Source organism: Mesorhizobium sp. NZP2298, assembly GCF_013170825.1.
GTDB lineage: Bacteria > Pseudomonadota > Alphaproteobacteria > Rhizobiales > Rhizobiaceae > Mesorhizobium.
Window position 1 is genome coordinate 7,218,085 of the sequence record NZ_CP033365.1, and the last position, 26,066, is coordinate 7,244,150.

Below are 26,066 nucleotides of genomic sequence, written 5' to 3' on the forward strand. Positions count from 1 at the left end.
GCTCGCGCGCCAGCGCCCCATGCCGTTCCACCGGTCGTGCGGCAGCGGAAACTTCCGCTGGACCGCTCCGCGCACGATCCCGTAAATCGGGAATCGATTCTCGGAAAGGATCATGCGCAAAATCAAAAGTCCTGCAGCGTCGTTTGCGCGTCCAGACGGACGCGCGGTCTGTAGTGGCTCCCAATAGCATGAGTCCGAAAGCTGGAAAGGGTTCGTCAGCATGAAAAATGCCAGGGAAAGTTCCGCCGCGCCGGCTTCGGGTCCGCTGAAGATCAGGATCGACGGCAAGGAACGGGAGTTCGACATCGAGAATCCCGAGCTTCCGGACTGGGTCGAGGACAAAAAGCTGACCGCGGGTGGCTACCCCTACGACAAGAAGATGAAAAGCGACGAGTATGACGAGACGCTCGAAAAGTTGCAGATCGAGCTCGTCAAGGCGCAGGCATGGCTGCAGGCGACCGGCAAGCGGGTGATGGCGCTGTTCGAGGGCCGTGACGCCGCCGGCAAGGGCGGCACGATCTTCGTGGTGCACCAGTACCTCAACCCACGCACGGCGCGCAACGTGGCGCTGACCAAGCCGACCCCGACCGAGCTGGGACAATGGTACTATCAGCGTTATGTCGACCACTTCCCGACATCGGGCGAGTTCGTCACTTTCGACCGCTCCTGGTACAACCGCGCCGGCGTAGAGCCGGTGATGGGCTTCTGCACGCCCGAACAGCACGAGAAGTTTCTCGACGAGACGCCCCATTTCGAACGGATGATCGTCAATGACGATATCCATTTCTTCAAATTCTGGCTGAACATCGGCCGGGAAACGCAGCTCGAGCGTTTTCATGACCGTCGCTACAGTCCGCTGAAGAGCTGGAAGTTCTCGCCGATCGATGTTGCCGGCATCACCAAATGGGATGATTACACCAAGGTGCGCGACACCATGTTCGAGCGCACCCACAAGGCGTTCGCGCCATGGATCATCGTGCGGGCCAACGACAAGCGTCGCGCGCGGCTGGCGGTGATGCGGCGCATCCTGTTGTCGCTGCCCTATGAGGGGCGCGATCTCGATATCATCGGCAAGGAAGACAAGAAGATCATCGGCGAAGGGCCGTCATTCCTCGGCAAGGAAGGCTGAGTTCGCCGTGCCGCGTGGCCTCCACGCGGCACGGCATTCTTCGCGATCCTCAGGCCGCCAGCCTTGCAATGCGCTGCAGGCGCCGCAGCGTGGTGTCGTCCTGCAATGCCTGCTGGAACAGCGATATCTCCTGGTCGATGCGGTCGCACAGCGCGGCGGTGTTCCCCTTGAGCAGGCCACGGGTCTGCAGCAGGGCAGCGACCGGCTTCTTGGCCAACTGCCTGGCCCGGCCGAGCGTCGCCTCCTCCACGCCGTCATGCACTATCTCGGCGACGAGGCCGAGCGCCCTGGCATCCTCGGCGTGGAGCGTGTCGCCGAGGCAGAAGAAGCGGAAAGCGCCGGCATAGCCGAGCTTCTGCGGCGCCAGGATGCTGGTCGCCGCGTCGGGCACAAGGCCGAAATCGACGAACGGCACCCGGAACGTGCTTTCATTGGACGCGATCACCATGTCGCAGTGGAACAGGATCGTGCAGCCGACGCCGACGGCATCGCCGTCGACGCAGGCGAGGATAGGCTTCGGAAACGTCGCCAGGGTGCGGAACATGTCGGTGACGGCGGCGATGAGCTTCTGATGCTTGGTGGCGTCGAGGAATTCGGAGAAGTCGCCACCGAGGCAGAAACAGCCTGCCAGGCCACGTAGCACGACGACACGAACCTCATCATTGTCGGCGGCTTCGTGGAACGTCCTGGCAAGGCTTTCATAGGCCCTTCTGTCGAGCACCGGCCGGCCGTCATTCGACGACACGGTGACGATGAGCGTGTGGTTGCGCAGTTCTGGTTGCGGGTGCATGGCCATCTCCGATCTCATGACGCCCTCCTTTGGCCGAACATGTCGGGATATCCCCTGGCCAGAACGGGAGCATGATGATTGCGGCGCGAACGCACCACGTCCAGCGTGTGCTCGGTAAAGGAAAGCAGTGTCGCCACGACCTGCTGATTTCCGTAGGTGCGCTGATAGCCCAGCGGCGTCGCCAGGAAATGCAGCTGCAAGGCGCGCAATACCCACATCGGCTCGAACTCGATGATCACCTTGTCGACGCCGCGCTTCAGCCCCCACTCGACGAAGCCGGCGATCAATTCGGTGCCGACGGTCGAGACGCCGCGACGGCCATCGCGAAAACCGGGAGCCACCGCATAGCGGGTCAATTCCCAGATGTTCGGGCCCGATGGCGGCGTTCCCTCGGAAAGGTCGGTCAGGACTTCGGTCAGCAGATGGGGCCGCGTGGTCGGCAACATCCTTTGATAGCCTGCGATTTCGTTGCCCCTGATGACGATCTGATGTACCGCCTCATCATGGTCGAACTGGTCGACCTCGAATCCGTCCGGGCGCCGCAGGTCCTCCCACCCCATTTCTTCGACAAATATCTGGTAGCGCAGCCGATGGACGGCCTCCCAAAGGTCGGGACGTTCCATCAATTCCTGAGTTGTAAGACAAAAAAGCATGCCGTCGTCTCCTGGGTTTAAGAGGAAGATACGGCCGTGCTTCAGTGAGAAAATTGCGTGATCACGTAGGCAAGAATTTCTAGGTCGGCACGGCCGACCTAACTAATGTAGCCGCGCCTTATCGCTTCGGCGACAGCCTGAACCCGGTTGACGGCACCGAGTTTGCTTTTGGCGTTAAGAAGATGTTTCTCCGAGGTGTGCTCCGAGATGCCGAGGATCTGCGAAATCTCCCATTCGGACTTGCCGACAGCCGCCCATTGCAGGCATTCACGCTCGCGCGGGGTCAGCTCGATATGGTCGATGGTCTTGGCCGCCACGGTGTGGAGTTGCATGGCGCGGCCAACGGCATAGGTGGAGACCAGCGACACCAGGCCGAACTCGTCCGCCGACAGCTGCACGGCCTCGCCACCCAGCGACACCATGACGATCTGGCCGTCGAGTGTGATCAGCGGGAAAGCCAAGCCATCGCGCAGCTTGAAGGCCCCGGCATCGCCCATCACTTCGCCGCTGCTCTTGTCGATGCGAATGCCCTCGGCGGCTTCCCGCCACTGGAACGGCGCCTGCAGCTGCTTCATGTGGCTGACCACGGGATCGTGATCGACATAATTGCGCGACACGTAGCGCTCGAGCCATTCGACAGGCCAGTCGCACAGCAGCACATGCTGCTTTTGCTGCCCGGTCGGCGTGCCCGGCTGCGGAACGGTTCCGGCCATAAGCGCGGTCAGACCGAAATCCGACGTTATGCCCAACAGCTTCTCGCAAACCGCCGCCGCCGTTCCGGCGTGCTGCAGTTGGTCTATGTATTCCAGCGTACGATCGAATTGACCCATCGCAACATCAACCCCATGTTGCCTCATGCATTGAGACCGATGGTCCATGCCTTGTCTGCACTTTGCCACCGACCACGGATTGCAATCGCACTTTTCCGGTTGTGGTTCTCGACCCTGGTCCCCCCAACCAAGGCAGCCACCGCTGTTTGCAAACGCGTTTAATCATATCCTGAAATCGGCGCCTTGAAATCAAAAACCATTGTGCCTGTATCATTTTCGTACCAAAACCAACGCGAAAACGAGTGCGGCGGAGTTCTATCGTGGCGTTCCAATGGCGGTTCCTGATCCTGGCGTCGCTGCTGATCGCGGCACTGCCTCTGGCTTCTGGGGCGCGCGCGACGGAACCGCAGGTGCCGGTGTTGTGGGACGCCAAGGAACGGTTGCCCAAGCCGGATCTTTCGGCCCTGCCACGGCTGCGGTTCCTGACGACCACGGATTTTCCACCCTTCAATTTCCTCGACGGCGCGGGAAAGCTGTCCGGTTTCCACATCGACCTGGCACGCGCCATCTGTGCCGAACTCGGCATTATCGACAAATGCCAGATCCAGGCATTGCCGTGGGCCGAGCTCGAGGGGGCGCTTGAGAAAGGCGAGGGCGAAGCCATCATCGCCGGCATCGCCGCAACGCCACAGGCACGCCAGACATATGCCTTCTCACGCTCCTACCTGCAGTTTCCGGCGCGCTTCATCATGCCGAAGGGCAAGGCGTTGACGGAGCCGGTCTTCGACAAATTGCACGGCAAGCGTGTCGGCGTGCTCGCCGGCTCGGCGCATGAGCGCATGCTGCGCGACTATTTCAACACGGTTCAGATCGTCTCCTTCGACGGACCGGAAGCCCTCTACGGCGATCTCAAGGCGGGCAAGATCGACGCCGCCTTCGGTGACGGCATGCGCTTCGCCTTCTGGCTGGGCGGCTCGGATGCGGCCGGCTGCTGCCGCTTTGCCGGCGGCCCCTATCTGGCGCCCGAATATCTGGGGACGGGCATGGCCATCGCCACACGGGCGGACAATCCGGCCCTGGCCGCCGCGATCGATTACGCGCTGCAGGAGATTTCGATGAAAGGTACCTTCGCCGAATTCTACCTGCGCTACTTCCCGGTCAGTTTTTTCTGATCCGGTCCCGGTCGGTGTTTCCGATCCGCCCGTAACGCCGTCAGGTAAGCGTGCGCAGCCGGGCCTTGGCCGCGCGGCCGATGGCGGCGACGGTCAGTGTGTCGAGATCGAGCTCACGGCGGATCAGCTGCAGCACCCGGACTTCTTCCAGGCGCATTTCGAGATCGATGGCGGCCACTTCGAAGGCGGCGGCATAAGCGGTATCGCGCAGGCGCTCCGGCAGAGCTTCGGCGACTTGTGCCAGGACACCCTCCAGGCCGTCCTTCTCATGCAGCAGCTTCTGGCAAGCCTGGGCGACGGGAACCAGCTGGTCCTGCTTGAAATCCTCGAAGACCGGCCATGAGCGGACAACATCGCCGATCCGGGCCAGTTCGACATCGGTCATGTCCCGATCGGAGGCCGAGGTGATGACCATCAGATAGATCAGGGCTTCATGCGGGGTCGGCGACGGCATTCTTTACTCCTTGAACGGGCCTCGAAGGTAGGTAGGCGCCATCTGCGCCGCAAGGAAAAAGCGCTGCGCGCGTTGACGCTCCGGCCACGCACGCCTAGAGACCGGTTGAAAATCGACACCGCGGTCATATCAGGCGAATTTGGCCGGCGAATAATTGGAAAACAGGACCATGGCGGGATCAAACATCATCGATCTCAACCCCGAGCTGCTGGCGGCTGCCGCCGAGAGCAAGGCGTGGCCGTTCGAGGAAGCCAAAAAGATCATCGAGCGCTACAAGGGCGCCGACTTTCCCGAAACGATCCTTTTCGAGACCGGCTATGGTCCGTCCGGCCTGCCGCATATCGGCACGTTCGGCGAAGTGGCGCGCACATCGATGGTACGCCACGCGTTCCGCGTGCTGACGCAGGACAAGGTCGCGACCAAGCTCTTGTGCTTTTCCGACGACATGGACGGCATGCGCAAGATCCCCGACAGCGTGCCGGATCGCGCCGCGCTTGAGCCGCATCTGCACAAGCCGCTCTCTTCGGTTCCCAATCCGTTCGGCGGTGACTATGCGAGCTTCGCCGACCACAACAACGCGATGCTCTGCCGCTTCCTGGACACGTTCGGCTTCGACTACGAATTCGCCAGTGCGACGCAGTACTACAAGTCGGGCCGTTTCGACGCGATGCTGCTTCGCGCCGCCGAGCGCTACGACAAGATCATGGCGGTGATGCTGCCGACGCTCGGACCCGAGCGGCAGGCGACGTACAGCCCGTTCCTGCCGATTTCTCCGAAGAGCGGCCGCGTGCTTTACGTGCCAATGAAGCATGTCGATGCCAAGGCCGGCACCATCACCTTCGATGACGAAGGCACCGAGACCACGCTTTCGATCACGGGCGGCAGGGTGAAGCTGCAGTGGAAGCCGGATTTCGGCATGCGCTGGGCAGCCCTTGGCGTCGATTTCGAGATGTTCGGCAAGGACCACCAGACCAATGCCGTGGTCTACGACCGCATCTGTGACATCCTGGGTGGGCGCGCGCCGGAGCATTTCGTCTACGAACTGTTCCTGGACGAGAACGGCCAGAAGATCTCGAAGTCGAAGGGCAACGGGCTGACCATCGACGAATGGCTGACCTACGCCCCGACCGAGAGCCTCGGGCTTTACATGTACCAACGGCCGCGGCAGGCCAAGAAGCTCTATTTCGACGTCATCCCGCGGGCGGTGGACGAATATTACACCTTCCTCGCCGCCTACCCACGGCAGGACTGGAAGGAGCGGCTGGGCAACCCGGTCTGGCATATGCATGACGGCAACCCGCCCGCCATCGACATGCCGGTGCCGTTCTCGCTGCTGCTCAACCTGGTCAGTGCTTCCAATGCGCAGAACAAGGATGTGCTGTGGGGCTTCATCTCGCGCCACGCCGCCGGCGTGACGCCGACCACCCATCCCGAACTCGACAGGCTGACGGGCTATGCGATCCGCTATTTCGACGACTTCGTAAAGCCGACGAAAACATTCCGCGCCGCCGACGATGTCGAGCGCGAGGCACTGCAGGCACTGGACGCGGCGCTTGGCACGCTGCCAGCGGACGCCAGCGGCGAAGCGATCCAGAACGCCTCGCTCAACGTGGCGCGCAAGATCGAACGCTATCAGGATCATTCCAAGCAGAGCCCGGAAGGCGGCCCAGGCGTTTCTGGCGCCTTTTTCCAGATGATCTACCAGGTGCTCATCGGGCAGGAGCGCGGCCCGCGCTTCGGCTCGTTCGCCGCGCTCTACGGCGTCGCCGAGACCCGTGCGCTCATTCAGCAGGCGCTGGCTGATCAGCTGGCTTGAGGGCGCCGTCGACCTCTTCCAGGATCGAGCCCGGCGCCTGGGGCGCCGGGGCGGGCGCGGCGGGCATCGCCGAGATGCCGGCAAGATCCGGCGCCGGCCCGAAAATGCCCTTCTTCGCGCTTTGCGCCTTTTCGCCGGCCTCGACATAGGGCCCGCCCTTGGCGGCACGCGCCCAGCCGTTTTCGACCAGCCACTGGCCGACGTCCTGCTTGCCGATCCGGCATTCCGCTGCGATCCGGTCGCGCCCACCTTCGGGCGGCACCGTGCAAACCACCGCGCGGCCGCGCAGAAAGGCCCTGAACGCGCTGCGCGCGCGAATGCCGCACGGCCAGGATTTGCCGTCTGTGGTGCAGGCCTCGTCCTGCGCGACGACATCGATGCCGGAAACCGCGACGGAATAGCCTTTCGCCTCGATCAGGCCGGCGGCCGGCGCGACCGGCTGGAACAGCTTCGTGCCGTTCCAGTCGTCGGGCATCTTCGGCTTTGGCGGCATGGCCAGCGCCAGCTTGCTCAGCGGTTCGCGCGGCTCGACCCGCTCGATTTCCCCGGCGGGCAGTTCCGGCGGCGCGACGACCTCCGGATCGATCGCCCGCGAATGCACCGCCGGCTTTGCCGGTGGCGCAGCGGCCGGCGCTGGAATGGCTGACGTAGCCGGCTCTTCCGGCCCGGCATCGGTGCCTGCCTGAGAGATCGTATCAACGCCAGGATCGATCTGGTCCACCGTGACGGTGCCTTCGCTTCCTTTCAGCGTGCGGCCGCCGGCGACGACCAGGGCCGCCATCACCGGAACCATCACAACCGCCAAGGCAAGATGAGGAAGCCGCACCAGTTCGGACCTACTGACTTGCCCAGACAATCCGCGCCACCCATTCGACATCGCGCATGGGAATGTCGCGGTCGGGATGATCGGGATTGAGGGACACCAGCGCGATCGACTTGATGGTCTGGCGCTCGAGCACCTTGGCCATCACCTCGCCTGACGTGGTCTTGACGACGACGCGATCGCCCTTGCGGGTGGCCGCGCCCGGCTCGACGATGAGGACGTCACCATTGCGGTAGAGCGGCAACATGGAGTCGCCTTGCACCTGCAGCGCATAGGAGCTTTCGGTCGACTGCGCCGGCAGTTCGACCAGATCCCAGCCCTGCCCTGCCGGAAAACCGGCATCGTCGAAAAAGCCGCCGGCGCCGGCCTGGGCAAAACCAAGCAAGGGCACGGATCGCCGGTAGGCGGGCGCGGCGCTCATGCGGCCTTCGATAAGCCCGGTGAATTCGTCGAGTGAAGCACCCGTCGCCTCGATGATCTTGGCCAGCGATTCGGTCGAAGGCCAGCGTGGCCGGCCGTCGGACGACAGGCGTTTCGATTTGTTGAAAGCAGTCGAATCGAGCCCCGCGCGCCTTGCCAAACCTGAAGCCGAAAGCGAATAGCGCTCGGCGAGAGCATCGATGGCGGCCCAGACGCGGTCGTGCGAGAGCATGTCGTGCTCTCCTTCGAAACAGGAAAAAATGCCTGTTCGTTCTAGTCCGCGAAGGCCGCTTTGTCCACCGGCACCACTCACACGACACACATTCGTGTCGACCCTGGACATTGGGATTCCCGGGATCAATTGGCCGCCTTGGCGAGGGTACGCAAACCCTGGTGCGACGCCATGAAAATCCGTTCCGCTTCCGTTGGCTGTCGTGGATCGACTGTGCGACCAAGGGCTGCAACAACCTCGGCAATGTCGAGGAAGCGGCGAGCCTTGCGGTCGTAGACGCCGGCGGTCGTCAGGATCAAAGCAGCCGTCTCGCCATTGTCGAGGACGAAACGGTGCTTGCCGATGACCTGGCTGCCTTCCCAGGTTTCGATCGACGACACCACTTCGAAGCGGCGCCACAGCCTGATCTCGCGTGCGTAGACCGCCTGCAGCCCGCCCATCATCGGCGCCCAGCCGTTCTTCCGCGCCAGCGTGATCAGCCCCGCGCGGACAAAGAGGTCAATGCGGCCGAGGTCGGCCAGCATCATGTAGCGCGCATTGTTGAGATGGATGTTGAAATCGATGTCGGTCGGCAGGCAGCGAAAGGCCAGCCGGCCTTCACCGCCCATCACATAGGGGCCACGGCTTCGAGCCGTGGCCAGCATGCGCGCCATGCGCGCCCAGACGTACATAATCCCGCGTCAGGCGGCTTGCTTCACGTCGCCCTTTGCGTAGGGGTCGAAGCGTTCGTAGAAGGTCTCGCCCTTCTCGGCCATGTCGATGAGAAGCCTGGGCGCCTTGAATTCGGCGCCATATTTCTTCTGCAGCCCCTTGGCGATCTTGACGAAGCGCTTGGCGCCGATGCCGTCGATGTAGGACAGCGCACCGCCGGTATAGGGCGCGAAGCCGAAGGCCAGGATCGACCCAACATCGGCCTCGCGCGGGTCGGTGACGATGCCCTCTTCCATCACCCGTGCCGCCTCCAGCGCGATGGTGACGAGCAGCCGCTGCTGCAGTTCCTCGTAGTCGACTTTCTCGGGCTCGAGCTGCGGATAGAGGTCCTTCAACCCCGGCCACAGCTTCTTCTTGGCGGGCTTGGCCGGATAGTCATAAAAGCCCTTGCCATTCTTGCGGCCGAAACGGCCATGGTCGTCGACCATGGTGTTGATCAGTGCCATCTGTTTGGGGTCGACGGCCTTATCGCCGAGATCCCTGATGGTCTGCTTCATGATCTTCTGGGCAAGGTCGATCGCCGTCTCGTCGGTCAGCGCCAAGGGACCGACCGGCATGCCGGCGGCCTTTGCCGCATTCTCGATCATCGGCGCGGGAACGCCTTCGATCAGCATCTTGTAGGCTTCAGACATGTAGCGCAGCACGCAGCGATTGACGTAGAAGCCGCGCGTGTCGTTGACGACGATCGGCGTCTTCTTGATGGCACGGACGAAATCGATCGCGGTCGCCAGCGCCTTGTCGCCGGTCTTCTTGCCCAAAATGATCTCGACCAGCATCATCTTGTCGACCGGCGAGAAGAAGTGGATGCCGACAAAATTCTTCGGCCGCGCCGAATTCTTCGCCAGCGAGGTGATCGGGATGGTCGAGGTGTTGGACGCGAAGATCGCCGAGGACTTCAGCACGGCCTCCGCCTGTTCGGTGGCGGCCTTCTTGACGGCGGAATCCTCGAACACCGCCTCGACGACGAGGTCGCAACCGGCAAGGTCGGCATAGTCGGCCGTGGGCGTGATCAGCGACAGGAGCTTGTCCTTCTCCTCCGGCTTGGCGCGGCCCTTCTTGACCTGATCCGAGACCAGGCTGTCGGAATGCGCCTTGCCCTTCTGAGCGGACTCGATATCGCGGTCGAGCAGCACCACCGGGATACCGGCCTTGGCCGTGACGTAGGCGATGCCGGCGCCCATGAAACCGGCGCCGAGAATGCCGATCTTCTTGAATTTGGTCTCCGGCACGCCGGCCGGGCGGCGCGCGCCCTTGTTCAGTTCCTGCAGCGACACGAACAGCGAGCGGATCATCGCCGCCGCTTCCCTGGTCCGCATGATCTCGGTGAAATAGCGCTGCTCGATCCTGAGCGCGGTGTCGAACGGCACCAGCAGGCCTTCATAGACGCATTTCAGGATGGCGGCGGCGGCCGGGTAGTTGCCATAGGTCTCGCGACGCAGGATGGCGATGGCCGGCGGCCAGAGATTGAAGCCGGCCGGCGAATAGATCTGGCCGCCGGGCAGCTTGAAGCCCTTCTCGTCCCAGGGCTGGACCGCTTTCAATCCGTTCCTGATCATGGCCTTGGCGGTCTCGATCAGCTTGGCCGGCTCGGCGATCTCGTGGATCAGGCCCATGGCCTTCGCCTTCTGCGGCGACAGATTCTGGCCCGACGTCAGCATCTGCAAAGCCTGCTGTTGATCGGTCAGCCGCGGCACACGCTGGGTGCCGCCGGCGCCGGGGAAGATGCCGACCTTGACTTCCGGCAAGGCCATCTTGACCTTGTCTGAATCAGCGGCGACGCGACCGTGGCAGGCCAGCGACAATTCGAAAGCGCCGCCCATGCAGGTGCCGTTGATCGCCGATACCCAGGGCTTGCCTGATGTTTCGAGCTTGCGCCACAGGCCGCCCATGCGGCCGGCATTGTCGAACAGCAGCTTTGCCGCCTTCTCCGGATCCTTGTCTTTCTCCCTGGCAAAGACCGCCAGCATCTTCTGGAGCATGGTGAGATCGGCGCCGCCGGAGAAGCTGTCCTTGCCCGAGGTGATCACCGCACCCTTGATGCCGGCATCGGCCACCACATGGTCGATGATCTTGTCCAGCTCGCCCATCACCTCCTCGGTGAACACGTTCATCGAGCGGTCCGGCATGTTCCAGGTAACGAGCGCAATGCCGTCAGCGTCGGTATCGAGGGTGAAATTGATGTAGCTCATTGTTCTCTCCCCGTCAGACGCGTTCGATGATCGTTGCGGTGCCCATGCCGGCACCGATACACAGCGTCACCAGCGCGGTGTTGAGATCGCGGCGTTCGAGTTCGTCCAGCACCGTGCCCAAGATCATCGCGCCGGTGGCGCCGAGCGGATGGCCCATGGCAATGGCGCCGCCATTGACGTTGATCCTGTCGTGCGGGATGTCGAAGGCCTGCATGTAGCGCAGCACCACCGAGGCGAAGGCCTCGTTGAGCTCGAACAAGTCGATGTCCGACAGCTTCATCTTGGCGCGCTTCAGGAGCTTCTCTGTGACGTCGACCGGACCGGTCAGCATCAGCACCGGCTCGGAACCGATATTGGCAAAGGTGCGGATACGCGCGCGGGGTTTGAGGCCCATGGATTTCCCGGCCTTCTTCGAGCCGAGCAGCACGGCCGCCGCGCCATCGACGATGCCGGACGAGTTGCCAGCGTGGTGGACGTGGTTGACCTCTTCCACCTCGGGGTGCTTCTGCACCGCGACCGCGTCGAAACCGCCCATTTCGCCGGGCATGACGAAGGACGGGTTGAGCGATGCGAGCGACTGCATGTCGGTCGAAGGCCGCATGTGCTCGTCATGGTCGAGAATGGTGAGCCCGTTCTGGTCCTTGATCGGAATAACCGAATTCTTGAAGCGGCCGTCGGCCCAGGATTTGGCGGCACGTTTCTGGCTCTCGACCGCATAAGCGTCGACGTCGTCGCGCGAGAAACCGTATTTGGTGGCGATCAGGTCGGCCGAGATGCCTTGCGGCACGAACCAGCCGGGCAGGCCGACCGACGGGTCCATGAACCAGGCGCCGCCGGAGGCGCCCATGCCGACGCGCGACATGGATTCGACACCGCCGGCGATGACGATCTCGTCGGCGCCCTGCGCGATCTTGGCGGCGCCGAAATTGATGGCATCGAGACCCGAGGCGCAGAAGCGCGAGATCTGCATGCCCGGCGCCTTGGTGTCGTAGCCGGCCTCGAAGGCGGCGGCGCGCGGAATGACCGAACCCGCCTCGCCGACAGGATCGACGCAGCCGAAGATGATGTCGTCGACTGTACCGGTGTCGAGCCCGTTGCGGTCGCGCAATGCCTCGAGCGTCTTGGCGGCAAGCCGCACCGCCGGCACCTCGTGCAGCGATCCGTCCTTCTTGCCCTTGCCGCGCGGCGTGCGCACGGCGTCGTAGACATAAGCCTCAGCCATTTTCTTGCTCCTTGGGTTTGCCGGTCGCCACTCTCAGAGAGAGCGTCCGATCAGCAATTTCATGATCTCGTTGGTGCCGCCGTAGATGCGCTGGACGCGAGCGTCGCGGAACATGCGGGCGATCGGATATTCATTCATGTAGCCATAGCCGCCATGCAATTGAAGGCATTCGTCGACGACTTTGCCCTGCAGGTCGCTCAACCAGTATTTCGCCATCGACGCCGTCACCGGATCGAGGCCGCCATTGATGTGGCGGGTGACGCAATCATTGTAGAAGACGCGGCCGATGGTGGCCTCGGTCTTGAGCTCGGCCAGCTTGAACTGGGTGTTCTGGAAATCGATGATCGCCTTGCCGAAGGCCTTGCGCTCCTTGACGTAGTCGATGGTCAGCGCCAGCGCCCGCTCGATCATGGCGATGGCGCCGGTGCCGATCTGCAACCGCTCCTGCGGCAACTGCTGCATCAGCTGGATGAAGCCCTGGCCTTCCTCGTGGCCAAGCAGATTGGCGGTCGGCACGCGCACGTCGTTGAAGAACAGTTCCGACGTGTCGTTGGCCTTCAGGCCGATCTTGTCGAGGTTGCGACCGCGCTCGAAACCGTCGACCTCATCGGTCTCGACGACGATCAGCGAGGTGCCCTTGGCGCCCTTTTCCGGATCGGTCTTGGTGACGACGATGATGAAGTTGGCGAGCTGGCCGTTGGTGATGAAGGTCTTGGAGCCGTTGATCCTGTACTGGTTGCCGTCTTTCTCAGCCCGCGTCTTGACGCCCTGCAGATCGGAGCCGGCACCAGGCTCGGTCATGGCGATGGCGCCGATCAGCTCGCCGGTCGCGAGCTTCGGCAGCCATTTCCTCTTCTGCTCCTCGGAGCCGTAGTGCAGGATATAAGGGGCGACGATCGAATTGTGCAGGCCGATGCCGAAACCGTCGACGCCGACATGGCCGATCGCCTCGATGATGGCGCTCTCATGCGCGAAGGTGCCGCCGGACCCACCATACTGCTCCGGCATCGAGGCACAAAGCAGGCCGGCGGCACCCGCCTTCAGCCAACTTTCGCGGTCGACCATCTCGTTCTTCTCGAACTCGTCGTAGCGCGGCGCGATCTCCTCCGCCATGAAGCGGGTCGCCATGTCGTAGAGCATGCCGACCTCGTCCGCCGCCCAGGCGGGCTTGGGAAGGCCAAGTATTTCGGCGGGGTTGGTCATGTGGATATGGTACTCCTCCCAGAGCGCATCGTCGGAGTTGAGGTCGGCGCACGTCACGCGGGCCTCAACCGCCCCTCCCCTCGAGGGAGAAGGCAACCATCTTTAGAACGCTTCGGCGGGCAGGGCCATCAGCGTGTCCGCGCCACTCGAAATACGGGCGAGATGGGCCGACGTCTCCGGCATGATCCGCTCCATGAAGAAGCGCGCCGTCACCACCTTGTTGTCGTAGAAGGACTGGGTACCGTTGGCGCCGGTCTTGCCCTGTGCCACCTTGGCCATCTGCGCCCACATGTAGCCCAGCGCGACAAGGCCGAAGAGATGCATGTAGTCGGTCGAGGCCGCACCGGCATTGTCGGGCTTGGCCATGCCATTCTGCACCAGCCACATGGTCGCCGTCTGCAGGTCGTTGAGGCCCTTCTTCAGAGCCTTGGTGAACGGCGCCATCTTCTCGTCGGCGCGGTTTTCCTCGCAGAATTCGCCGACCTCCTTGAAGAAGGCCTGGATGGCGCGACCGCCATTCAGCCCGAGCTTGCGGCCGACGAGGTCGAGCGCCTGGATGCCGTTGGCGCCTTCATAGATCATGGCGATGCGGGCATCGCGCACGAACTGGCTCATGCCGTGCTCTTCGATATAGCCGTGACCGCCGAAAACCTGCTGGGCCATCACCGCATGGTCGAAACCCTTGTCGGTGAGCACGCCCTTGACCACAGGCGTCATCAGCCCGGTGTAGTCGTCGGCGGCCTGGCGGTCCTTGTCGTCGGCGGAGCGATGCGCGATGTCGGACTTGATGGCGGTCCACAGCGCCAGCGCGCGGCCGGCTTCGTTGAAGGCCTTCATGGTCATCAGCGAACGGCGGATGTCGGGATGGACGATGATCGGGTCGGCCTTCTTGTCCGGCGCCTTGGCACCCGACAGCGAACGACCCTGCAAGCGGTCCTTGGCGTAGGCGACAGCGTTCTGGTAGGCAATCTCCGACAGCGACAGCCCTTGCAGGCCGACGCCGAGGCGGGCTTCGTTCATCATCGTGAACATCGCCTTGAGGCCGCCATTGGCCTCGCCCAGCAGCGTGCCTTCGGCCTCATCATAGTTCATGACGCAGGTCGAATTGCCGTGGATGCCCATCTTCTCCTCGATCGAGCCGCAGGAGAGCGTGTTCTTCTCGCCCGGATTGCCCGAAGCATCGAGCTTGAGCTTCGGCACGATGAACAACGAAATGCCCTTCACACCTTCCGGCGCCCCCTCGATGCGAGCCAGCACCAGATGGACAATGTTGTCCGACATATCGTGCTCGCCGGCCGAAATGAAGATCTTCTGGCCCGAAATCCTGTAGGTGCCGTTGCCGTTCGGCACCGCCTTGGTGCGCAGCAGGCCGAGATCGGTGCCGCAATGCGGCTCGGTCAGGTTCATGGTGCCGGTCCAGGAGCCCTCGACCATCCTGGGCAGCCAGGTCGCCTTCTGCTCGTCGGTACCGTGGGTGATGATCGCCGCGATCGCGCCTTGCGTCAGGCCCGGATACATCATCAGGGCCATGTTGGCCGAGACCATGTACTCGGAGACCGCCTGGTGCACCATGTAGGGCAGCCCCTGGCCGCCGAACTCGACCGGTGCGGCCAGCCCCATCCAGCCGCCCTCGCGATACTGGTCGAAGGCCTCCTTGAAGCCTTTCGGCGTCGTCACCGAACCGTCGTCGTGACGGACACAGCCTTCCATGTCGCCGACACGGTTGAGCGGATGCATGACGTTTTCGGCGAGCTTGGCGCCCTCGGCGAGGATCGCTTCCAGAACGTCGGGCGTGGCGTCGGCAAATCCGGGAAGGTTGGAATAGCGCTGATAGCCCAGCACCTCGTTGAGTACGAACAGCGTATCCTGAACCGGAGCCCTGTATGTCGGCATGCTCTTTCTCCACCCTGCGGACCTGGTCCGAAAAGCCCCCGAATTCATGTCAGGGCAGCATGCGGACCCGTGTTGGAGTCGGGATAGCAAAAATTGACGTTTGCGTAAACGTCAATTTTTTCGATGCGACAAGATTTCCGCCCTACCCAAGCCTGGTGAGCCTAGCCGCGCAACGTCGTGCGAGCCAGCGCCGAGGGATCAGAGAGAGAGAGAGAGAGAGAGAGAAGAGGCAGGTGCACAAAGCGAAAAAGCCGCGTGGCAGAGCCACGCGGCTTGATCGTGCCAGAACCGGCGGTTTGCTTAGCCTGCGACGCTCGCCTGCGGCGCTGTGCGCTCGGCCAGCATCTGGCGAACCGCCGACATCGAGCCTGAGAGCTCGTTGATGGCGTCATCGATCAGCGCCCGCTGCTTCTGCAAGCGGGCAAGCTGCTTCTCCGACTTGTCCAGCGCCAGCCGCAGCTGCTTGGTGTTGGAACCGGTCGGATCGTAGAGATCCATCATCTGCTTGACGTCGCGCAGCGAGAACCCGACCTTGCGGCCAAGCAGGATCAGCTTCAGCCGAGCCTTGTCGCGGCGTGTGTAGAGACGGGTCGAACCGTCGCGCTGCGGGTTGAGCAGGCCCTTGTCTTCATAGAAACGCAGCGTACGCAGCGTCACGCCGTATTTCTTGGCCATTTCGCCGATGCGAACGAGATCCTCACCGGCTTCGACAGATACATTATTGGTATTGGCGGCGGTCTCGCCGGCCGAGATAAGCTTCATGGTCACTGGCTTTCCCCGTCTGGTGGCGTCGCGGTCCTGGACCATGCGTCGCCTGACTGGAAGCGGTGGCGTGCTTCCGGCCGTGGTTTCGACAAACAAAATCGCAAACAGCACACTCAAATGCGCCTTTTACGTTTACGTCAATTCTATACCGATAGCCGCCTCATGACGCAAGGGGCGTTCTATGAAGGTGCTTTATGCCGCACCGCTGGCAGCGACAGCCAACTTCCTGCAACTTCTTAAGCTTGGTTAACGCGTTGTTAGCGTTGCTGAAAAAGTTAGATAGCAGGAACAAAGCGTTACGGGATGCGCGTTACCCCGCGTTACGGAGCGCGTTAGGATGGAGAATTTTGACGTGATTGAACTGCACCAAGGCGACTCTGCAAAGGTACTGGCAAGCCTGCCTGCGGCGAGCATTGACCTAACCGTGACGTCGCCACCTTACGACAATCTGCGCACATACAAGGGATACACATTCGACTTCGAAACCATCGCGCGAAACCTCTACCGTGTGACAAAAAGCGGAGGAGTGGTTGTCTGGAATGTAGGGGATGCAACGGTCGGCGGAAGCGAGACCGGAACGTCATTCCGGCAGGCGCTGTTTTTTAAAGACGTATGCGGCTTCAATCTGCACGACACAATGATCTGGAATAAGGGATGCTTCTCCGCCGTTGGGGCGCTCGCTGTTCGCTACGCTCCGGTATTCGAATACATGTTCGTGCTGAGCAAAGGAGCGCCAAAGACCTTCAACCCGATCAAAGACAAGCCTAACAAGTGGGCGGGAGACGTACGCAAACACGTCATGAACCGCCAAGCCGATGGGACGACCACACCAAGCAAGGGGTATGTTCTTGGTGCTTTTGGGCAGCGGTACAACATATGGGACATGCCGCCGCAGAGGCAGCGTGGCGAGAGTAAGCACCCTGCACCGTTTCCAGAATCGCTCGCTCGCGACCATATCCTGAGTTGGTCGAATCCTGGCGACGTCGTGCTGGATCCATTTCTAGGCAGCGGCACAACTGGCAAGATGGCAGTCGCGGCTGGCCGCAAGTTTGTGGGTATCGAGATAAGCGACGAGTATCTAGCCATCGCTCGCCAGCGCATTTGCGGCCCCGTTGTTGCTCCGCAACAGCCAGCCGCAGATAATGACAATCACTTGCCGGACCTATTCGCCCTCACAGCCTAAGCGTTACGGCGCGTTACCGGTGGCGCTTGTGGGCTTGACGTGGTGGCCAATGGCCACTATATGTGACGTATCGAAACGGGAGATACGGACATGGCAAACCCCAACAGAGCGGCAGCAGAACATCGCAGGCGTGTCGGTCGCGACCCCAAGGCCGTTGCCGCCGTTGCGGAGCGCATGTCCAAGGACGAAATGGTTCAGGACATGGGCAAGTTTCAGCGAGGCGAAATGTCGGCTGAAAAGTTCATGGCCAAGTGGCAGCCGAAGGAATGACACAATCGTGCCGCTCTCGGGTATTTGGAAAGGGAATAAGATGACTGACATTCAGAACGCCCCGCTACCTTGGACACACGACAAGGCAGTCGGCTATATCAATGACGCCAACGGCAAGCACCTGATCAATTGCGCTCGCGCCGTTCTGGCGCGGTCTTCTGGAATGGCTGAGTTCGGCGACAGAGTGACCGTTGCTGTCAATATGCATGAGGCGCTGGTGACTGCGTTGAGCGAAGCGATATCCCACTTCGACACGCCGCGAATGATGCCTCCAGAGACGCGCGCCGTTTTGGACAAGATGCACGCCGCACTAGACATGATTCCTAGTGATGGCGGCACGCCGTGCGCCTCGCTTCCGACACTCGAAGATGCTGCCAACGCAGCTCGCATTCTGCTTCTTTGCAATGGACACGATCTGTCAACGTGGACAGACGACATGTGGCCAAGCGATGATATGCAGGAGGCGTTGAAATCTATCGCTAGTCATGCGAACCAACCCAACGCACAAGTAGCATGACACCCACCGAATACCGGGCCACGCTCAAGCGGCTCGGTCTATCGCATAATCGCGCGGCACCGCTGTTGGGTGTCGACCTTAGAACCAGCAAGCGGTGGTCTAGCGGCGAACGTGCCATACCCCCACCCCTAGCCCGCCTGCTCGCCTACATCGAGAAATACGGTGTGGAACTTGCCAGGGAATTTGTGGAAAGGGAGAAAGACGATGGGCTGGAAAAAGATTGATAGCGCACCAAAGGACGGCAGCATCATTCGAGTTAAGCGCATATACGAAGGTAGCGTCGTATACGACGGACCTGCTGCATGGCGAACCGTGCGCTTCGATTCATTGACCGACCCTCTCACAGGGCAGCAGTACGCCGAAGCTGAGCACGCTACGGGCTGGATGCGCGTCGACAGCGAGCATCGCGTACCGGAGCCTACGCACTGGTTCGCCTAGCTACGGGGTTGGGTTGGCGAAAGAGATGATGGCCGCAGAGGCCAAGGAGGAATAATGGAAGACGACAAGATTGACGATTTGATTTTTGCTCTTGGTGATCAAAATGAGACGCGGGAAACCATCGACGCGCTCGTGGCTGCGCTTGAGGACGCTCGCGACCACATCATTGGCAGCACTGGCGCGAGAGAAGGCAGCGACAGCGCCGACGTCGTTCGTCGCATCGACGCCGCACTTGCGCTTGCGCGCGGAGGGAAGTGATGGACTGGGCATTAATCGGGAAGCTTCTGCTGATTTGTTTCATGGTCGGCGGCATGTCGCTTGTGTATTGGCTGCTGCATCCATCATGGCTGGAGGACGAAGACCAATGACCCTAGAATCCCTAGCCCGCACGATCGCCAAAGCCAGGCACGGCACGGACGAATTCTGGATACAGTTCATGCCGGCCGCAGAGGCTGCGGTGAGGGCTCTGGCAGATGCGGCAGAGAAGGAGATGTCCAGCGCCTACGTCTGGCTGGATGAAATTTTAGAGACTGCCGCTCCATAACCTACCCGTTTTGGCGGGTTTCTTTTTATCCACCGCTAGGAATTTATTCACATGTGTGTTAGCTTCCCACGCATGGAACTCACCGAACTCGTCACCGACAAATCCTATTGGGAAATCCGATTCGAGGACATCCCGCCAACAACGCAACTCGGCGCCCGCTGTGGGTGCTGCGGCCACGAAGCTCCGGTTGATTACGCCAGGCTGAAAACCAGATCCCAAGAAGCCTATCTGCGCTTTGCCGCCCGCTACGTCAGGTGCACGAAATGCCGCAACCTGTACCACAATCGGATATTCGTCTTTGCTAAAGTATAGTTGCCGTTAACTATCATTGTGTCGTTTGGGGCACAACCCTTGAAGCAATACTGGTCTGACCAGTTAGCCCTTGCGCACGTTAAGCAAATATAACAGTGTGTAACCGGGCTTGATAACCCGGCTTGAGATAGGCGCGAGACAGGCGCCGAATTGTGCGCCTGCTTGGCAGCGGCGCATCACCTGGCTTTGGCCGGGAGCGGTGCGCTATGTCCAAGCTCGTCTGGTTCCGGCCAGCGGCCAAAAGCCTCCGGCTCGTTCTCAACGGGTTATCAACTCCCGGCTTGCCCGCCACGAGGCAAGTCGACAAAGCATTGAGATGCGGACTGGTGCGCTGTGTGTGCGTGCGCACCCAAAGGCAACAATAAAAGGTTTGGGATTATGAACGCAATGGTAATGCCAGAAACGGCAACCGAGGGCGGTGACGTCGGATGGAAGCAAGACGAAGATACTGATTGGCGATTCAAGCTAGGGCAGTGCGTATCGCATATTAGCCAAAACATGCCGTCGCTTGTGATGACGAGGGTACGCACAAGTCGCGGCGTAGAGGTCTACGGTGTTCGCTCCTTCGCAACCGTGGATCCGTGCAGAGATCGCATGATTTCCGGCGACAGCCTGATTGACGTCACACCAGGCAGCACACCGTGCCTGCAGTGCTTGCTGCATCAAACTGGTATGTGTCCTGGCGATAGGAAGGACTAGCATTGCGGCCCGCCAGCCGCTTGCGGAGCTTGCTGTAGCAAGCTATAGGCCATGCGTGTTAATCGAGGGACATGCGCATGGCCGCCACTATCGACAAACTACGACCAGACCTTTTGACAAAGTCGGACGCCGAACTCGAGCGGCTGGCCGCAGAGATTGCTATGGCGCAAGCTGAGAAGAAGCGACTGGCTGATATCGCAGCCAAGGAAGAGCTAGCCGCAGAGGCGGCTACGCGCGTTGAGCGCGTGGTGGCTGACATCAAATGGCTTCATGACAATGGATTGCTGCCTGACCGGGTGGCGCAAGGCTTTAGCCGCGGCGATGGCATGTTCGTGCCTGGCATGATCCTGCGGGCGCCGACTGCGGAGTCGTTGGTCCCGCGAGCCGCCAAGCCGGCACGCGAAAAGAAGTTCCGTCGGCGGAAAGATCCGAAGACGGGCGAGTATGTGGCTAGCAAGGCTGCCAAGAAGGCTGGCGTGGCTTAACGAAAAAGCCGCCACAACCTTTCGGAAGTGGCGGCGCATGATGAAACGGGCAGGATTCGAACCTGCTATCTAAGGCCGCCGAAGCGTCCCACGCTGTACCCGCCAAGCTCCACGTTTCATCTTGGTTATTATCCCCACCTCACCAGCGCTTCGTCAACCTTGCTGTAAAGCGCAAGTATGTCGCTCTCATTCGAAATCACAATGTCCGGAATGAAGTCCATGCGCTCCGACTCGTGCGCTCCGGCAAGCCCCCCGCGACCAATGATGCGGTAGATGTCGCCGCCCATCTTGCGCACTGTTGCCGCCTCATTCGGGAAGCGACAGTCGTCAACTACCACGCGGCCTCCGTCCTCGATGACCGCATTAGCTGCTGCACGCCACAGGCCAGTCCAGAACTCCTCGCCGATGATGTTGCGGCCCCACTCGGTGCCGATCGTCTGCATGGCGTAACGCGGTGTATGCCCGCAGAGCAAGTCGCACGGCACCTCCTTCAGGTCGCCTTCAATCTGCTTGGCGGATAGCCCTAGCGCGGCCATGGCGGCCTTCAGCGGCCCAGCAAAGCGGACGCGCGTGTAGCCGTGGATGTCTTGTAGATACTCAGCGACGGTGCTCTTGCCGCTGCCTGCTACGCCGCTAAGGGCGACGATGAGCGGGAGTTTGTCGACGTTGTGGTGATAGTGCGAGGCGGGGGGCGGCTTGACGTTATCGTTAGCTGGAATGAACCCCCAAGGCGTGTAAAATTCTGCAAAGCCGGTCATGCCGCCTCCTTCACAATCGTCTTGTCGAGAAGATAGCAGAGCGCGCGATTGTATTTCGCCATGCGCGTGGCGTAGTCTGGATCGTTGGCTGGCCGTCGGCTTGGATCCATGTTGTCGTTCAGGTCGGCAATCTTCACCATCTTGCCGATAGGGTTGGCCTTGGCGCGCGCGACGTAGTCGAAATAATCTTCGCCTTCGCGGCGAGTAACAGAGTCGACCGCCTCTATCACCTCGATGCTGAAGCCTCCATCGTGGATGTTGTACCATCCGAATGCGTCATCTTCTGCTACGTCATGCAGAACGCCAACGATGCGCGACACGTCATCGGTCTGCGCAAGCATGACGCGCAAAGGATGAAGGATATACGGCTCCCCGCTCTTATCGACTTGGCCTTCGTGTGCGCTCGCCGCCACCTGGATTGCCGTAGATAGACCCATCACTCAATCTCCACTTTCGTCTTCTCTCTCGACGGCGCACGAACCGGCAGTTTCTTGCCACGGCGCGGACCTTCTGGTGCGTCGATGGTTCTTGTTGGATCTGCGGCGATCGACCGAAACACCGCAATCGTATCCTTGACCAGCGGACGAAACCGCTTGGCGTTGTATGGTGCGTCTGGCTGACCCCATGCCTCACCAAATCCTGAGTTGACGCCCTCAAGCTTCACGCCAAGATAATCGCCAAAGACGTAGTGCGTAGCCATGCCTACCCACCGTAGACGATATATAGTGCCTTCCGTGATGTTGGCGTCCTTGACTGACGTGCCGTCGGCGAGCGGCACTTGATCGTCAATGCAGATGACTTCTTGGCCGGGGTATAGGTCGCTTCGGGATTCGGTCATGTGAGAAACACCCCATCAATCTTGTTCTTGCCGCGAACGCCATTCGGGTCGCGCGGGTACACCTCCATGCCTTCAACGTCGGTAACACAGATGTTCGATAAAGGACTGTCGTCCATCAGTTGTCCGCCAGTGATGCGGATGTCGCCATAAATGGCTTTGATCTTTTCAAGCTCGCGCACCGTCTCAGAGATTTTCACCCCGCCACCCCCATCTTTTGAAGCATCACATACGTCTTCAGGAAAGCGTCCTCAGCCTGCTCCGGCGACCAGAACTGCAACTCGACTCCCAGCGGATCATTGTGCTTTGCGTGCCAGGCCATCGGACGCATGTTGACCAACTCGTCGCCAATTATCCGGTTGTCTGCCTCGTGAACTACGTCCGGCATGACTTCCGGCAAGCCGAACCGTGCCGCGATCACTTTCCATAGTGCCGCCTCGTGCCGTTGATACTCAGGCAGGCTGCGCTTGACCGGGCGCGGCATGTCCACCAAATAGGCCTCTGTCGCGTCGTGCAGCAGGCCGCAAAGAGCGTCTGCTGCGGGGCCGTGCCACCATATCCAGTTGGCAATCAGGACCGAATGCTCAGCCACGCTGTAGAACTGCTTGCAGTGGCCGGCAAATCTACATTGCAGGCTAAGGCTGTGGGCGACGTCCTCGATGTGAACCTCGTCCTGACGGGCATCTAAGGGCCAGAACAGCCTAGCGGAAAAGGTCTGCAAAGTGTCGCCCTTGCGCTTTGTTGCGTCAGCAACCGTGCGCAAGTTGTCATTGGAGGGAAACGGGTCTAGGCCGATCAGACGCCTAGCACGGTTAACTGTCATCCTTCCCGATCTGACTTCTGCCTCTAGGTCGAGTGGACGTATGGTATGTTCCTCCAAAGGCCCAAACGTCTCCTGCGCCGTCGTGTCGTGCTCGACGTAGCGGCGGGCGACGGAGTCCCAATACCGAATAGACCTTGGGTCGACTGGTGCAAAATCAATATGCATCCCCATCACGCAACACCTGCAATCTCTAGGCGCTTTCCGCCGTTGGCTGGACCATAGTCGACAACCTTGACGTACCGACCATCCACAATCTTCACGCCGCGCATGGCACATGGGCAAAGCGGCTGGCCATTCTGTGGGCCGATGCAGCCGCACAGATGCACGTTGTCGTTCGCTGATGCCTGCCATCCGATCTTGTATGCATGCGGGTTGTGTTTCACGCCGCCATCTCCTCTTTCCGATTGTCATTCACGGAGGTTCGATAGCCGCCAACCATTCCTGGTGTGAGCGTCAACCGCGCCACCTCGCCGTGTCTCTTGCTGTACGTGATGACCTTTGCCGACCGCCCGGACAGCCATCCGCCATTCGCAGCGTAGGCATCCGGTGCGGCAAGCGTCTCGTGCCGCTCGACCTTCATCAGGTTGGTCGACTTCAGTTCATCGGAATGCAGGTGACCAAGATGTGCGTAGGAGAACTTGGTCTTGCCGTACATCTCGCGGAATTTGCCAGCGAAGACAGAGTCGACATTTCCTATTTTACGCTTGTGACCGTGATGCACGAAGATGGACACATCTCCATGCTCGTAGGCGTAATATGTGCCCGCAGAGCTATCGACTGTGACTCTCGGCTCATCCTCGAAGAACGACGCAAACATCTCACGCAACCAAGCCTCGCTTGCCGGGTCATGGTTGGCGTCGGCCATGATGATGTGCACGAATTCGTGCTTCTCGAGCAGCATTTTGATGACGCGACGCAGCGTCCTGATGACGACGCGAATAACCTTCGGCAGACGGCTGTCCGCATCGAGGATGTGGCCGCTCGTTGGCGTCTTGGATTCGAAGCCGTCGTAGTGGAGCAGGTCGCCAATCTGCGCGAAGATTGCCGTCTGCGCAGGTGGCGCCAAGTCGATCGCTGCGGCAAACCAATCAAGCAAAAGCTTCTCGGCGATCGGCAGGTCGTAGTCGGCGCCGGTTTCCTCACGCCAGCTCAGCATTCCGAAATGCGCGTCGGTTACGGCATAGAGGTTGAGCAGTTCCGCAACGGTCGAACCTGGCGCAGGTGTCGGCGTGGCGCGCGGCAGTTCTTCCTTTAGCGCGTCTACTGCTGCCCGCATGGCGGCGAGCAGATACTCTTTTGACGGCTCGCTGATGCGCCAGCCTGCAATGCGTCGGCCTTCGCTATCAGTGAGAGCGGAATCGCGCTTAAGGGCGAAGCCCTCCGGGATCTCGTGTACCTCGCCGGCCGCCTTGGTCTGCTTCACCCAATGGCCGTCAACCTTGCTCGATACCGACTTGATGGCAAACCCATCAAGCACCGGCTTCGTTCCCATCATGCCGCGCTCTGCGGCAAGCCGGATATGACGCTGTACGGATTCCCTCGAAATGCCTTCCGCCTTAGCGGTTGCTGACTGGTTCTTGTCGTTTGCCAGGTATGCGGCCAGCGTGGCGGCAACCCGCTCGTCTGTTACGGGAGGAGTCAATTGGCTGGTTCCTTGTTGGGAAAGCGCTTATCAAATTCCTTCAGGCAGATGTCCGCCCAAGACGTTGCTACTGTCGCGCTATTGCAGTTGCTGGCCGTAGCAACCGCAATCCATGTGTCGAGCCACGCGCGTTCCCGGCTTGGGACGTCTCTACTAATCCAACCCTCGTCTTTGCCGCTCAATCCGTCGGTCCCGCTCATCGTCAGTCTCCTTGCACCATTTCAAAGTCTCGCCGTAAGACCAGAGGCCACCCCTTGCATCGGCGAGCCAAACCTTGCCGTCCTTGCGAGCAATAACCGGCCAGCAGTACGGCCATTCTGGTAGGCGGATGTAGTCGTTGGGTTGGATCATGCGGCGTCGAGGAAGTCGGCAAGCTCGTTGATAATGTTCGCAGCTGCGCGCATCTCTGCTGTGGTGTACTTGCGTAACTTCGGTGTCAGCATGGGCGTTCCATCTGGCGCTACCGACACAATGCCGTAAACGCCAGATACTATCTCCTTACGTGTAACGGTGCGAACCGGGCCGGCAGCCGTTGCAAAATCGAAGCACTTTGGATTGACTGGTGGAGACTCGTTCGCGCCCGCTAGAACTTTCATGCACGTATCATCAAGATAGCTTATGACCAGCATTGGCTTGCGCGGAAGGTTGTAGGGGCTTCCCGCTGTATTTCCGATATAACTCCCATCTTTTGGAACAACCATATCCCCAATCTTAAACTTAGCCATCATCACCCTCCCCCACTATAAGCCGGCGCCTCCGGCACCTTATTTTCAGATCCAGTTACCGGCGCTTCGCCGTCATAGGCCACACCGCCATCTTCGCCGACCGCAGCCTTAGCACCTCCCTCGCCGTCTAGTGCGTTCTGCAGGGCGTTGGCCTGTTGCGTTGTGTACGGCAGGCGGTAAAGCACAGCCTCGCCGTCGCCGTCCTTAAGCAGCGCGTCTATGTAGCGGTCCACCTGTATGTCAGCGCCCAACACCTGATAGTCACCAGGCGGTGGCGTTACTGGAAGTGGCCTCCCAAGGCTAAGCGCAACCATGGCCACGGCGGCCAACGAGGCGGGTAGGAGCGCCACCGTAGTCCACTTTCGTAATGCGTCGTAGGCGAATGCGGCAAGCACTATGGCAAGCGCCAGGCAGGCGGTGGCGGGGCTTGTGTGGGCGTATACGGAAAACGCCGCCGTGTGTAGCCAGTTTGTCATGGAAGCGGCTCCAGCGGGCCAAGCATGCGGTTGCCAACGATGATGAAGATGGTCATGGCAACCGCGACTACCGCGATGTAGATGAGGAGGGCTGTCAAAGCCTGCCCCCTGTAGCGA

General features: G+C 60.9%; 34 protein-coding genes and 1 tRNA gene. 12 read left to right on the forward strand and 23 right to left on the reverse strand.

The features are described 5' to 3' along the window. The first annotated feature begins 220 nt into the window (after positions 1–220). Positions 221–1,129 (forward strand): polyphosphate kinase 2, encoded by a 909-nt coding sequence (gene ppk2, locus EB231_RS34215; protein WP_172352637.1) that lies wholly within the window; start codon positions 221–223, stop codon positions 1,127–1,129. 49 nt (positions 1,130–1,178) lie between these two features. Here the strand turns inward: ppk2 and EB231_RS34220 are convergent, their stop codons facing one another. From EB231_RS34220 to EB231_RS34230, 3 genes are all read right to left on the reverse strand, one after another. Then, positions 1,179–1,925 (reverse strand): enoyl-CoA hydratase-related protein, encoded by a 747-nt coding sequence (locus EB231_RS34220; protein WP_172353146.1) that lies wholly within the window; start codon positions 1,923–1,925, stop codon positions 1,179–1,181. Positions 1,926–1,933: 8 nt separating this feature from the next. Continuing rightward, the gene (locus EB231_RS34225; RefSeq protein ID WP_056570040.1) at positions 1,934–2,572 is read right to left on the reverse strand and encodes an acyl-homoserine-lactone synthase; all 639 of its coding nucleotides are present in this window, start codon (positions 2,570–2,572) and stop codon (positions 1,934–1,936) included. 98 nt (positions 2,573–2,670) lie between these two features. Continuing rightward, a complete protein-coding gene (locus tag EB231_RS34230) occupies positions 2,671–3,402 on the reverse strand; it encodes a helix-turn-helix transcriptional regulator (RefSeq protein WP_172352638.1) in 732 nt (243 codons plus the stop codon). A gap of 260 nt (positions 3,403–3,662) precedes the next feature. Here EB231_RS34230 and EB231_RS34235 point away from each other — a divergent pair, with 260 nt between their 5' ends. Further along, entirely contained in the window at positions 3,663–4,514 is an 852-nt protein-coding gene (locus EB231_RS34235; protein WP_172352639.1) for a transporter substrate-binding domain-containing protein, read from the forward strand. Between the two features lie 40 nt (positions 4,515–4,554). On the opposite strand, the gene EB231_RS34240 is transcribed toward EB231_RS34235, so the two are convergent. Next, positions 4,555–4,968 (reverse strand): tellurite resistance TerB family protein, encoded by a 414-nt coding sequence (locus EB231_RS34240; RefSeq protein ID WP_172352640.1) that lies wholly within the window; start codon positions 4,966–4,968, stop codon positions 4,555–4,557. A gap of 169 nt (positions 4,969–5,137) precedes the next feature. Here EB231_RS34240 and EB231_RS34245 point away from each other — a divergent pair, with 169 nt between their 5' ends. Further along, positions 5,138–6,784, forward strand: a complete 1,647-nt coding sequence (locus EB231_RS34245) for a lysine--tRNA ligase (RefSeq protein ID WP_172352641.1) — start codon at positions 5,138–5,140, stop codon at positions 6,782–6,784. On the opposite strand, the gene EB231_RS34250 is transcribed toward EB231_RS34245, so the two are convergent. The 8 genes from EB231_RS34250 to EB231_RS34285 all read right to left on the reverse strand — a co-directional run bounded on the left by EB231_RS34250 (position 6,750) and on the right by EB231_RS34285 (position 16,239). Next, a complete protein-coding gene (locus EB231_RS34250) occupies positions 6,750–7,610 on the reverse strand; it encodes a thermonuclease family protein (RefSeq protein ID WP_445299340.1) in 861 nt (286 codons plus the stop codon). The two genes, EB231_RS34245 and EB231_RS34250, sit on opposite strands and share 35 nt — an antisense overlap. Positions 7,611–7,620: 10 nt before the next feature. Further along, positions 7,621–8,259 (reverse strand): S24 family peptidase, encoded by a 639-nt coding sequence (locus EB231_RS34255; protein WP_172352642.1) that lies wholly within the window; start codon positions 8,257–8,259, stop codon positions 7,621–7,623. A gap of 125 nt (positions 8,260–8,384) precedes the next feature. Beyond that, complete coding sequence (locus tag EB231_RS34260) at positions 8,385–8,930, reverse strand: thioesterase family protein (RefSeq protein ID WP_172352643.1); 546 nt, start codon at positions 8,928–8,930, stop codon at positions 8,385–8,387. A gap of 9 nt (positions 8,931–8,939) precedes the next feature. Then, positions 8,940–11,159: a 3-hydroxyacyl-CoA dehydrogenase NAD-binding domain-containing protein gene (locus tag EB231_RS34265; protein ID WP_172352644.1), complete on the reverse strand. Its 2,220-nt coding sequence runs from the start codon at positions 11,157–11,159 to the stop codon at positions 8,940–8,942. A 13-nt stretch (positions 11,160–11,172) separates the two neighbouring features. Continuing rightward, positions 11,173–12,381 carry an acetyl-CoA C-acetyltransferase gene (locus EB231_RS34270; RefSeq protein WP_172352645.1) on the reverse strand — a complete coding sequence of 403 codons (1,209 nt, stop codon included), beginning with the start codon at positions 12,379–12,381 and terminating at the stop codon, positions 11,173–11,175. A 33-nt stretch (positions 12,382–12,414) separates the two neighbouring features. After that, complete coding sequence (locus tag EB231_RS34275; RefSeq protein WP_172353148.1) at positions 12,415–13,584, reverse strand: acyl-CoA dehydrogenase family protein; 1,170 nt, start codon at positions 13,582–13,584, stop codon at positions 12,415–12,417. A gap of 102 nt (positions 13,585–13,686) precedes the next feature. Continuing rightward, positions 13,687–15,477: an acyl-CoA dehydrogenase gene (locus tag EB231_RS34280; protein WP_172352646.1), complete on the reverse strand. Its 1,791-nt coding sequence runs from the start codon at positions 15,475–15,477 to the stop codon at positions 13,687–13,689. Positions 15,478–15,777: 300 nt separating this feature from the next. After that, entirely contained in the window at positions 15,778–16,239 is a 462-nt protein-coding gene (locus tag EB231_RS34285; protein WP_172353149.1) for a MerR family transcriptional regulator, read from the reverse strand. 340 nt (positions 16,240–16,579) lie between these two features. Between EB231_RS34285 and EB231_RS34290 the strand changes: the two genes are divergently transcribed. From EB231_RS34290 to EB231_RS34330, 9 genes are all read left to right on the forward strand, one after another. After that, positions 16,580–17,425 carry a DNA-methyltransferase gene (locus tag EB231_RS34290; protein ID WP_172352647.1) on the forward strand — a complete coding sequence of 282 codons (846 nt, stop codon included), beginning with the start codon at positions 16,580–16,582 and terminating at the stop codon, positions 17,423–17,425. Between the two features lie 90 nt (positions 17,426–17,515). After that, positions 17,516–17,695 (forward strand): hypothetical protein, encoded by a 180-nt coding sequence (locus EB231_RS34295; RefSeq protein ID WP_172352648.1) that lies wholly within the window; start codon positions 17,516–17,518, stop codon positions 17,693–17,695. A gap of 40 nt (positions 17,696–17,735) precedes the next feature. Then, on the forward strand, positions 17,736–18,212 hold the full coding sequence (locus EB231_RS34300) for a hypothetical protein (RefSeq protein ID WP_172352649.1): 477 nt from the start codon (positions 17,736–17,738) through the stop codon (positions 18,210–18,212). Beyond that, entirely contained in the window at positions 18,209–18,436 is a 228-nt protein-coding gene (locus EB231_RS34305) for a helix-turn-helix domain-containing protein (protein WP_172352650.1), read from the forward strand. The genes EB231_RS34300 and EB231_RS34305 overlap by 4 nt, the downstream gene beginning before the upstream one ends. Then, positions 18,417–18,650, forward strand: a complete 234-nt coding sequence (locus EB231_RS34310) for a hypothetical protein (protein ID WP_172352651.1) — start codon at positions 18,417–18,419, stop codon at positions 18,648–18,650. The genes EB231_RS34305 and EB231_RS34310 overlap by 20 nt, the downstream gene beginning before the upstream one ends. Before the next feature lie 54 nt (positions 18,651–18,704). Then, positions 18,705–18,908, forward strand: a complete 204-nt coding sequence (locus EB231_RS34315; RefSeq protein WP_172352652.1) for a hypothetical protein — start codon at positions 18,705–18,707, stop codon at positions 18,906–18,908. 106 nt (positions 18,909–19,014) lie between these two features. Next, on the forward strand, positions 19,015–19,194 hold the full coding sequence (locus EB231_RS34320; RefSeq protein ID WP_172352653.1) for a hypothetical protein: 180 nt from the start codon (positions 19,015–19,017) through the stop codon (positions 19,192–19,194). A gap of 72 nt (positions 19,195–19,266) precedes the next feature. Then, the gene (locus EB231_RS34325) at positions 19,267–19,506 is read left to right on the forward strand and encodes a hypothetical protein (RefSeq protein ID WP_172352654.1); all 240 of its coding nucleotides are present in this window, start codon (positions 19,267–19,269) and stop codon (positions 19,504–19,506) included. 776 nt (positions 19,507–20,282) lie between these two features. Beyond that, the gene (locus EB231_RS34330) at positions 20,283–20,690 is read left to right on the forward strand and encodes a hypothetical protein (RefSeq protein ID WP_172352655.1); all 408 of its coding nucleotides are present in this window, start codon (positions 20,283–20,285) and stop codon (positions 20,688–20,690) included. 41 nt (positions 20,691–20,731) lie between these two features. Here the strand turns inward: EB231_RS34330 and EB231_RS34335 are convergent. The 11 genes from EB231_RS34335 to EB231_RS34385 form a co-directional block, all read right to left on the reverse strand. Then, positions 20,732–20,808, reverse strand: a tRNA-Arg gene (locus tag EB231_RS34335). A gap of 10 nt (positions 20,809–20,818) precedes the next feature. Continuing rightward, entirely contained in the window at positions 20,819–21,448 is a 630-nt protein-coding gene (locus EB231_RS34340) for a deoxynucleotide monophosphate kinase family protein (RefSeq protein WP_172352656.1), read from the reverse strand. Continuing rightward, on the reverse strand, positions 21,445–21,885 hold the full coding sequence (locus EB231_RS34345) for a GTP pyrophosphokinase (RefSeq protein ID WP_172352657.1): 441 nt from the start codon (positions 21,883–21,885) through the stop codon (positions 21,445–21,447). Before EB231_RS34345 ends, EB231_RS34340 begins: the two co-directional genes overlap by 4 nt. Next, positions 21,885–22,286, reverse strand: a complete 402-nt coding sequence (locus tag EB231_RS34350; RefSeq protein ID WP_206681887.1) for a CAP-Gly domain protein — start codon at positions 22,284–22,286, stop codon at positions 21,885–21,887. Before EB231_RS34350 ends, EB231_RS34345 begins: the two co-directional genes overlap by 1 nt. After that, on the reverse strand, positions 22,283–22,483 hold the full coding sequence (locus tag EB231_RS34355) for a hypothetical protein (protein ID WP_172352658.1): 201 nt from the start codon (positions 22,481–22,483) through the stop codon (positions 22,283–22,285). Before EB231_RS34355 ends, EB231_RS34350 begins: the two co-directional genes overlap by 4 nt. After that, positions 22,480–23,277 carry a hypothetical protein gene (locus EB231_RS34360; protein WP_206681888.1) on the reverse strand — a complete coding sequence of 266 codons (798 nt, stop codon included), beginning with the start codon at positions 23,275–23,277 and terminating at the stop codon, positions 22,480–22,482. The genes EB231_RS34355 and EB231_RS34360 overlap by 4 nt, the downstream gene beginning before the upstream one ends. Then, a complete protein-coding gene (locus tag EB231_RS34365) occupies positions 23,277–23,489 on the reverse strand; it encodes a hypothetical protein (protein ID WP_172352659.1) in 213 nt (70 codons plus the stop codon). Before EB231_RS34365 ends, EB231_RS34360 begins: the two co-directional genes overlap by 1 nt. After that, positions 23,486–24,748, reverse strand: coding sequence for an oxidoreductase (locus EB231_RS34370; protein ID WP_172352660.1), 1,263 nt, complete (start codon positions 24,746–24,748; stop codon positions 23,486–23,488). The genes EB231_RS34365 and EB231_RS34370 overlap by 4 nt, the downstream gene beginning before the upstream one ends. Further along, positions 24,745–24,948, reverse strand: a complete 204-nt coding sequence (locus tag EB231_RS34375) for a hypothetical protein (RefSeq protein ID WP_172352661.1) — start codon at positions 24,946–24,948, stop codon at positions 24,745–24,747. Before EB231_RS34375 ends, EB231_RS34370 begins: the two co-directional genes overlap by 4 nt. A 147-nt stretch (positions 24,949–25,095) precedes the next feature. After that, positions 25,096–25,473 carry a hypothetical protein gene (locus EB231_RS34380; RefSeq protein ID WP_172352662.1) on the reverse strand — a complete coding sequence of 126 codons (378 nt, stop codon included), beginning with the start codon at positions 25,471–25,473 and terminating at the stop codon, positions 25,096–25,098. 2 nt (positions 25,474–25,475) lie between these two features. After that, positions 25,476–25,949: a hypothetical protein gene (locus EB231_RS34385; protein ID WP_172352663.1), complete on the reverse strand. Its 474-nt coding sequence runs from the start codon at positions 25,947–25,949 to the stop codon at positions 25,476–25,478. Between the last annotated feature and the right edge of the window lie 117 nt (positions 25,950–26,066).

Coding starts and splice junctions, on each gene's coding strand:
- ppk2 (WP_172352637.1), top strand. CDS start 221: ATGAAAAATGCCAGGGAAAGTTCCGCCGCGCCGGCTTCGGGTCCGCTG.
- EB231_RS34220 (WP_172353146.1), bottom strand. CDS start 1,925: ATGGCCATGCACCCGCAACCAGAACTGCGCAACCACACGCTCATCGTC.
- EB231_RS34225 (WP_056570040.1), bottom strand. CDS start 2,572: ATGCTTTTTTGTCTTACAACTCAGGAATTGATGGAACGTCCCGACCTT.
- EB231_RS34230 (WP_172352638.1), bottom strand. CDS start 3,402: ATGGGTCAATTCGATCGTACGCTGGAATACATAGACCAACTGCAGCAC.
- EB231_RS34240 (WP_172352640.1), bottom strand. CDS start 4,968: ATGCCGTCGCCGACCCCGCATGAAGCCCTGATCTATCTGATGGTCATC.
- EB231_RS34245 (WP_172352641.1), top strand. CDS start 5,138: ATGGCGGGATCAAACATCATCGATCTCAACCCCGAGCTGCTGGCGGCT.
- EB231_RS34255 (WP_172352642.1), bottom strand. CDS start 8,259: ATGCTCTCGCACGACCGCGTCTGGGCCGCCATCGATGCTCTCGCCGAG.
- EB231_RS34260 (WP_172352643.1), bottom strand. CDS start 8,930: ATGTACGTCTGGGCGCGCATGGCGCGCATGCTGGCCACGGCTCGAAGC.
- EB231_RS34265 (WP_172352644.1), bottom strand. CDS start 11,159: ATGAGCTACATCAATTTCACCCTCGATACCGACGCTGACGGCATTGCG.
- EB231_RS34270 (WP_172352645.1), bottom strand. CDS start 12,381: ATGGCTGAGGCTTATGTCTACGACGCCGTGCGCACGCCGCGCGGCAAG.
- EB231_RS34275 (WP_172353148.1), bottom strand. CDS start 13,584: ATGACCAACCCCGCCGAAATACTTGGCCTTCCCAAGCCCGCCTGGGCG.
- EB231_RS34280 (WP_172352646.1), bottom strand. CDS start 15,477: ATGCCGACATACAGGGCTCCGGTTCAGGATACGCTGTTCGTACTCAAC.
- EB231_RS34285 (WP_172353149.1), bottom strand. CDS start 16,239: ATGAAGCTTATCTCGGCCGGCGAGACCGCCGCCAATACCAATAATGTA.
- EB231_RS34290 (WP_172352647.1), top strand. CDS start 16,580: ATGGAGAATTTTGACGTGATTGAACTGCACCAAGGCGACTCTGCAAAG.
- EB231_RS34295 (WP_172352648.1), top strand. CDS start 17,516: ATGGCAAACCCCAACAGAGCGGCAGCAGAACATCGCAGGCGTGTCGGT.
- EB231_RS34300 (WP_172352649.1), top strand. CDS start 17,736: ATGACTGACATTCAGAACGCCCCGCTACCTTGGACACACGACAAGGCA.
- EB231_RS34305 (WP_172352650.1), top strand. CDS start 18,209: ATGACACCCACCGAATACCGGGCCACGCTCAAGCGGCTCGGTCTATCG.
- EB231_RS34310 (WP_172352651.1), top strand. CDS start 18,417: ATGGGCTGGAAAAAGATTGATAGCGCACCAAAGGACGGCAGCATCATT.
- EB231_RS34315 (WP_172352652.1), top strand. CDS start 18,705: ATGGAAGACGACAAGATTGACGATTTGATTTTTGCTCTTGGTGATCAA.
- EB231_RS34320 (WP_172352653.1), top strand. CDS start 19,015: ATGACCCTAGAATCCCTAGCCCGCACGATCGCCAAAGCCAGGCACGGC.
- EB231_RS34325 (WP_172352654.1), top strand. CDS start 19,267: ATGGAACTCACCGAACTCGTCACCGACAAATCCTATTGGGAAATCCGA.
- EB231_RS34330 (WP_172352655.1), top strand. CDS start 20,283: ATGGCCGCCACTATCGACAAACTACGACCAGACCTTTTGACAAAGTCG.
- EB231_RS34340 (WP_172352656.1), bottom strand. CDS start 21,448: ATGACCGGCTTTGCAGAATTTTACACGCCTTGGGGGTTCATTCCAGCT.
- EB231_RS34345 (WP_172352657.1), bottom strand. CDS start 21,885: ATGGGTCTATCTACGGCAATCCAGGTGGCGGCGAGCGCACACGAAGGC.
- EB231_RS34350 (WP_206681887.1), bottom strand. CDS start 22,286: ATGACCGAATCCCGAAGCGACCTATACCCCGGCCAAGAAGTCATCTGC.
- EB231_RS34360 (WP_206681888.1), bottom strand. CDS start 23,277: ATGGGGATGCATATTGATTTTGCACCAGTCGACCCAAGGTCTATTCGG.
- EB231_RS34375 (WP_172352661.1), bottom strand. CDS start 24,948: ATGAGCGGGACCGACGGATTGAGCGGCAAAGACGAGGGTTGGATTAGT.
- EB231_RS34380 (WP_172352662.1), bottom strand. CDS start 25,473: ATGGCTAAGTTTAAGATTGGGGATATGGTTGTTCCAAAAGATGGGAGT.
- EB231_RS34385 (WP_172352663.1), bottom strand. CDS start 25,949: ATGACAAACTGGCTACACACGGCGGCGTTTTCCGTATACGCCCACACA.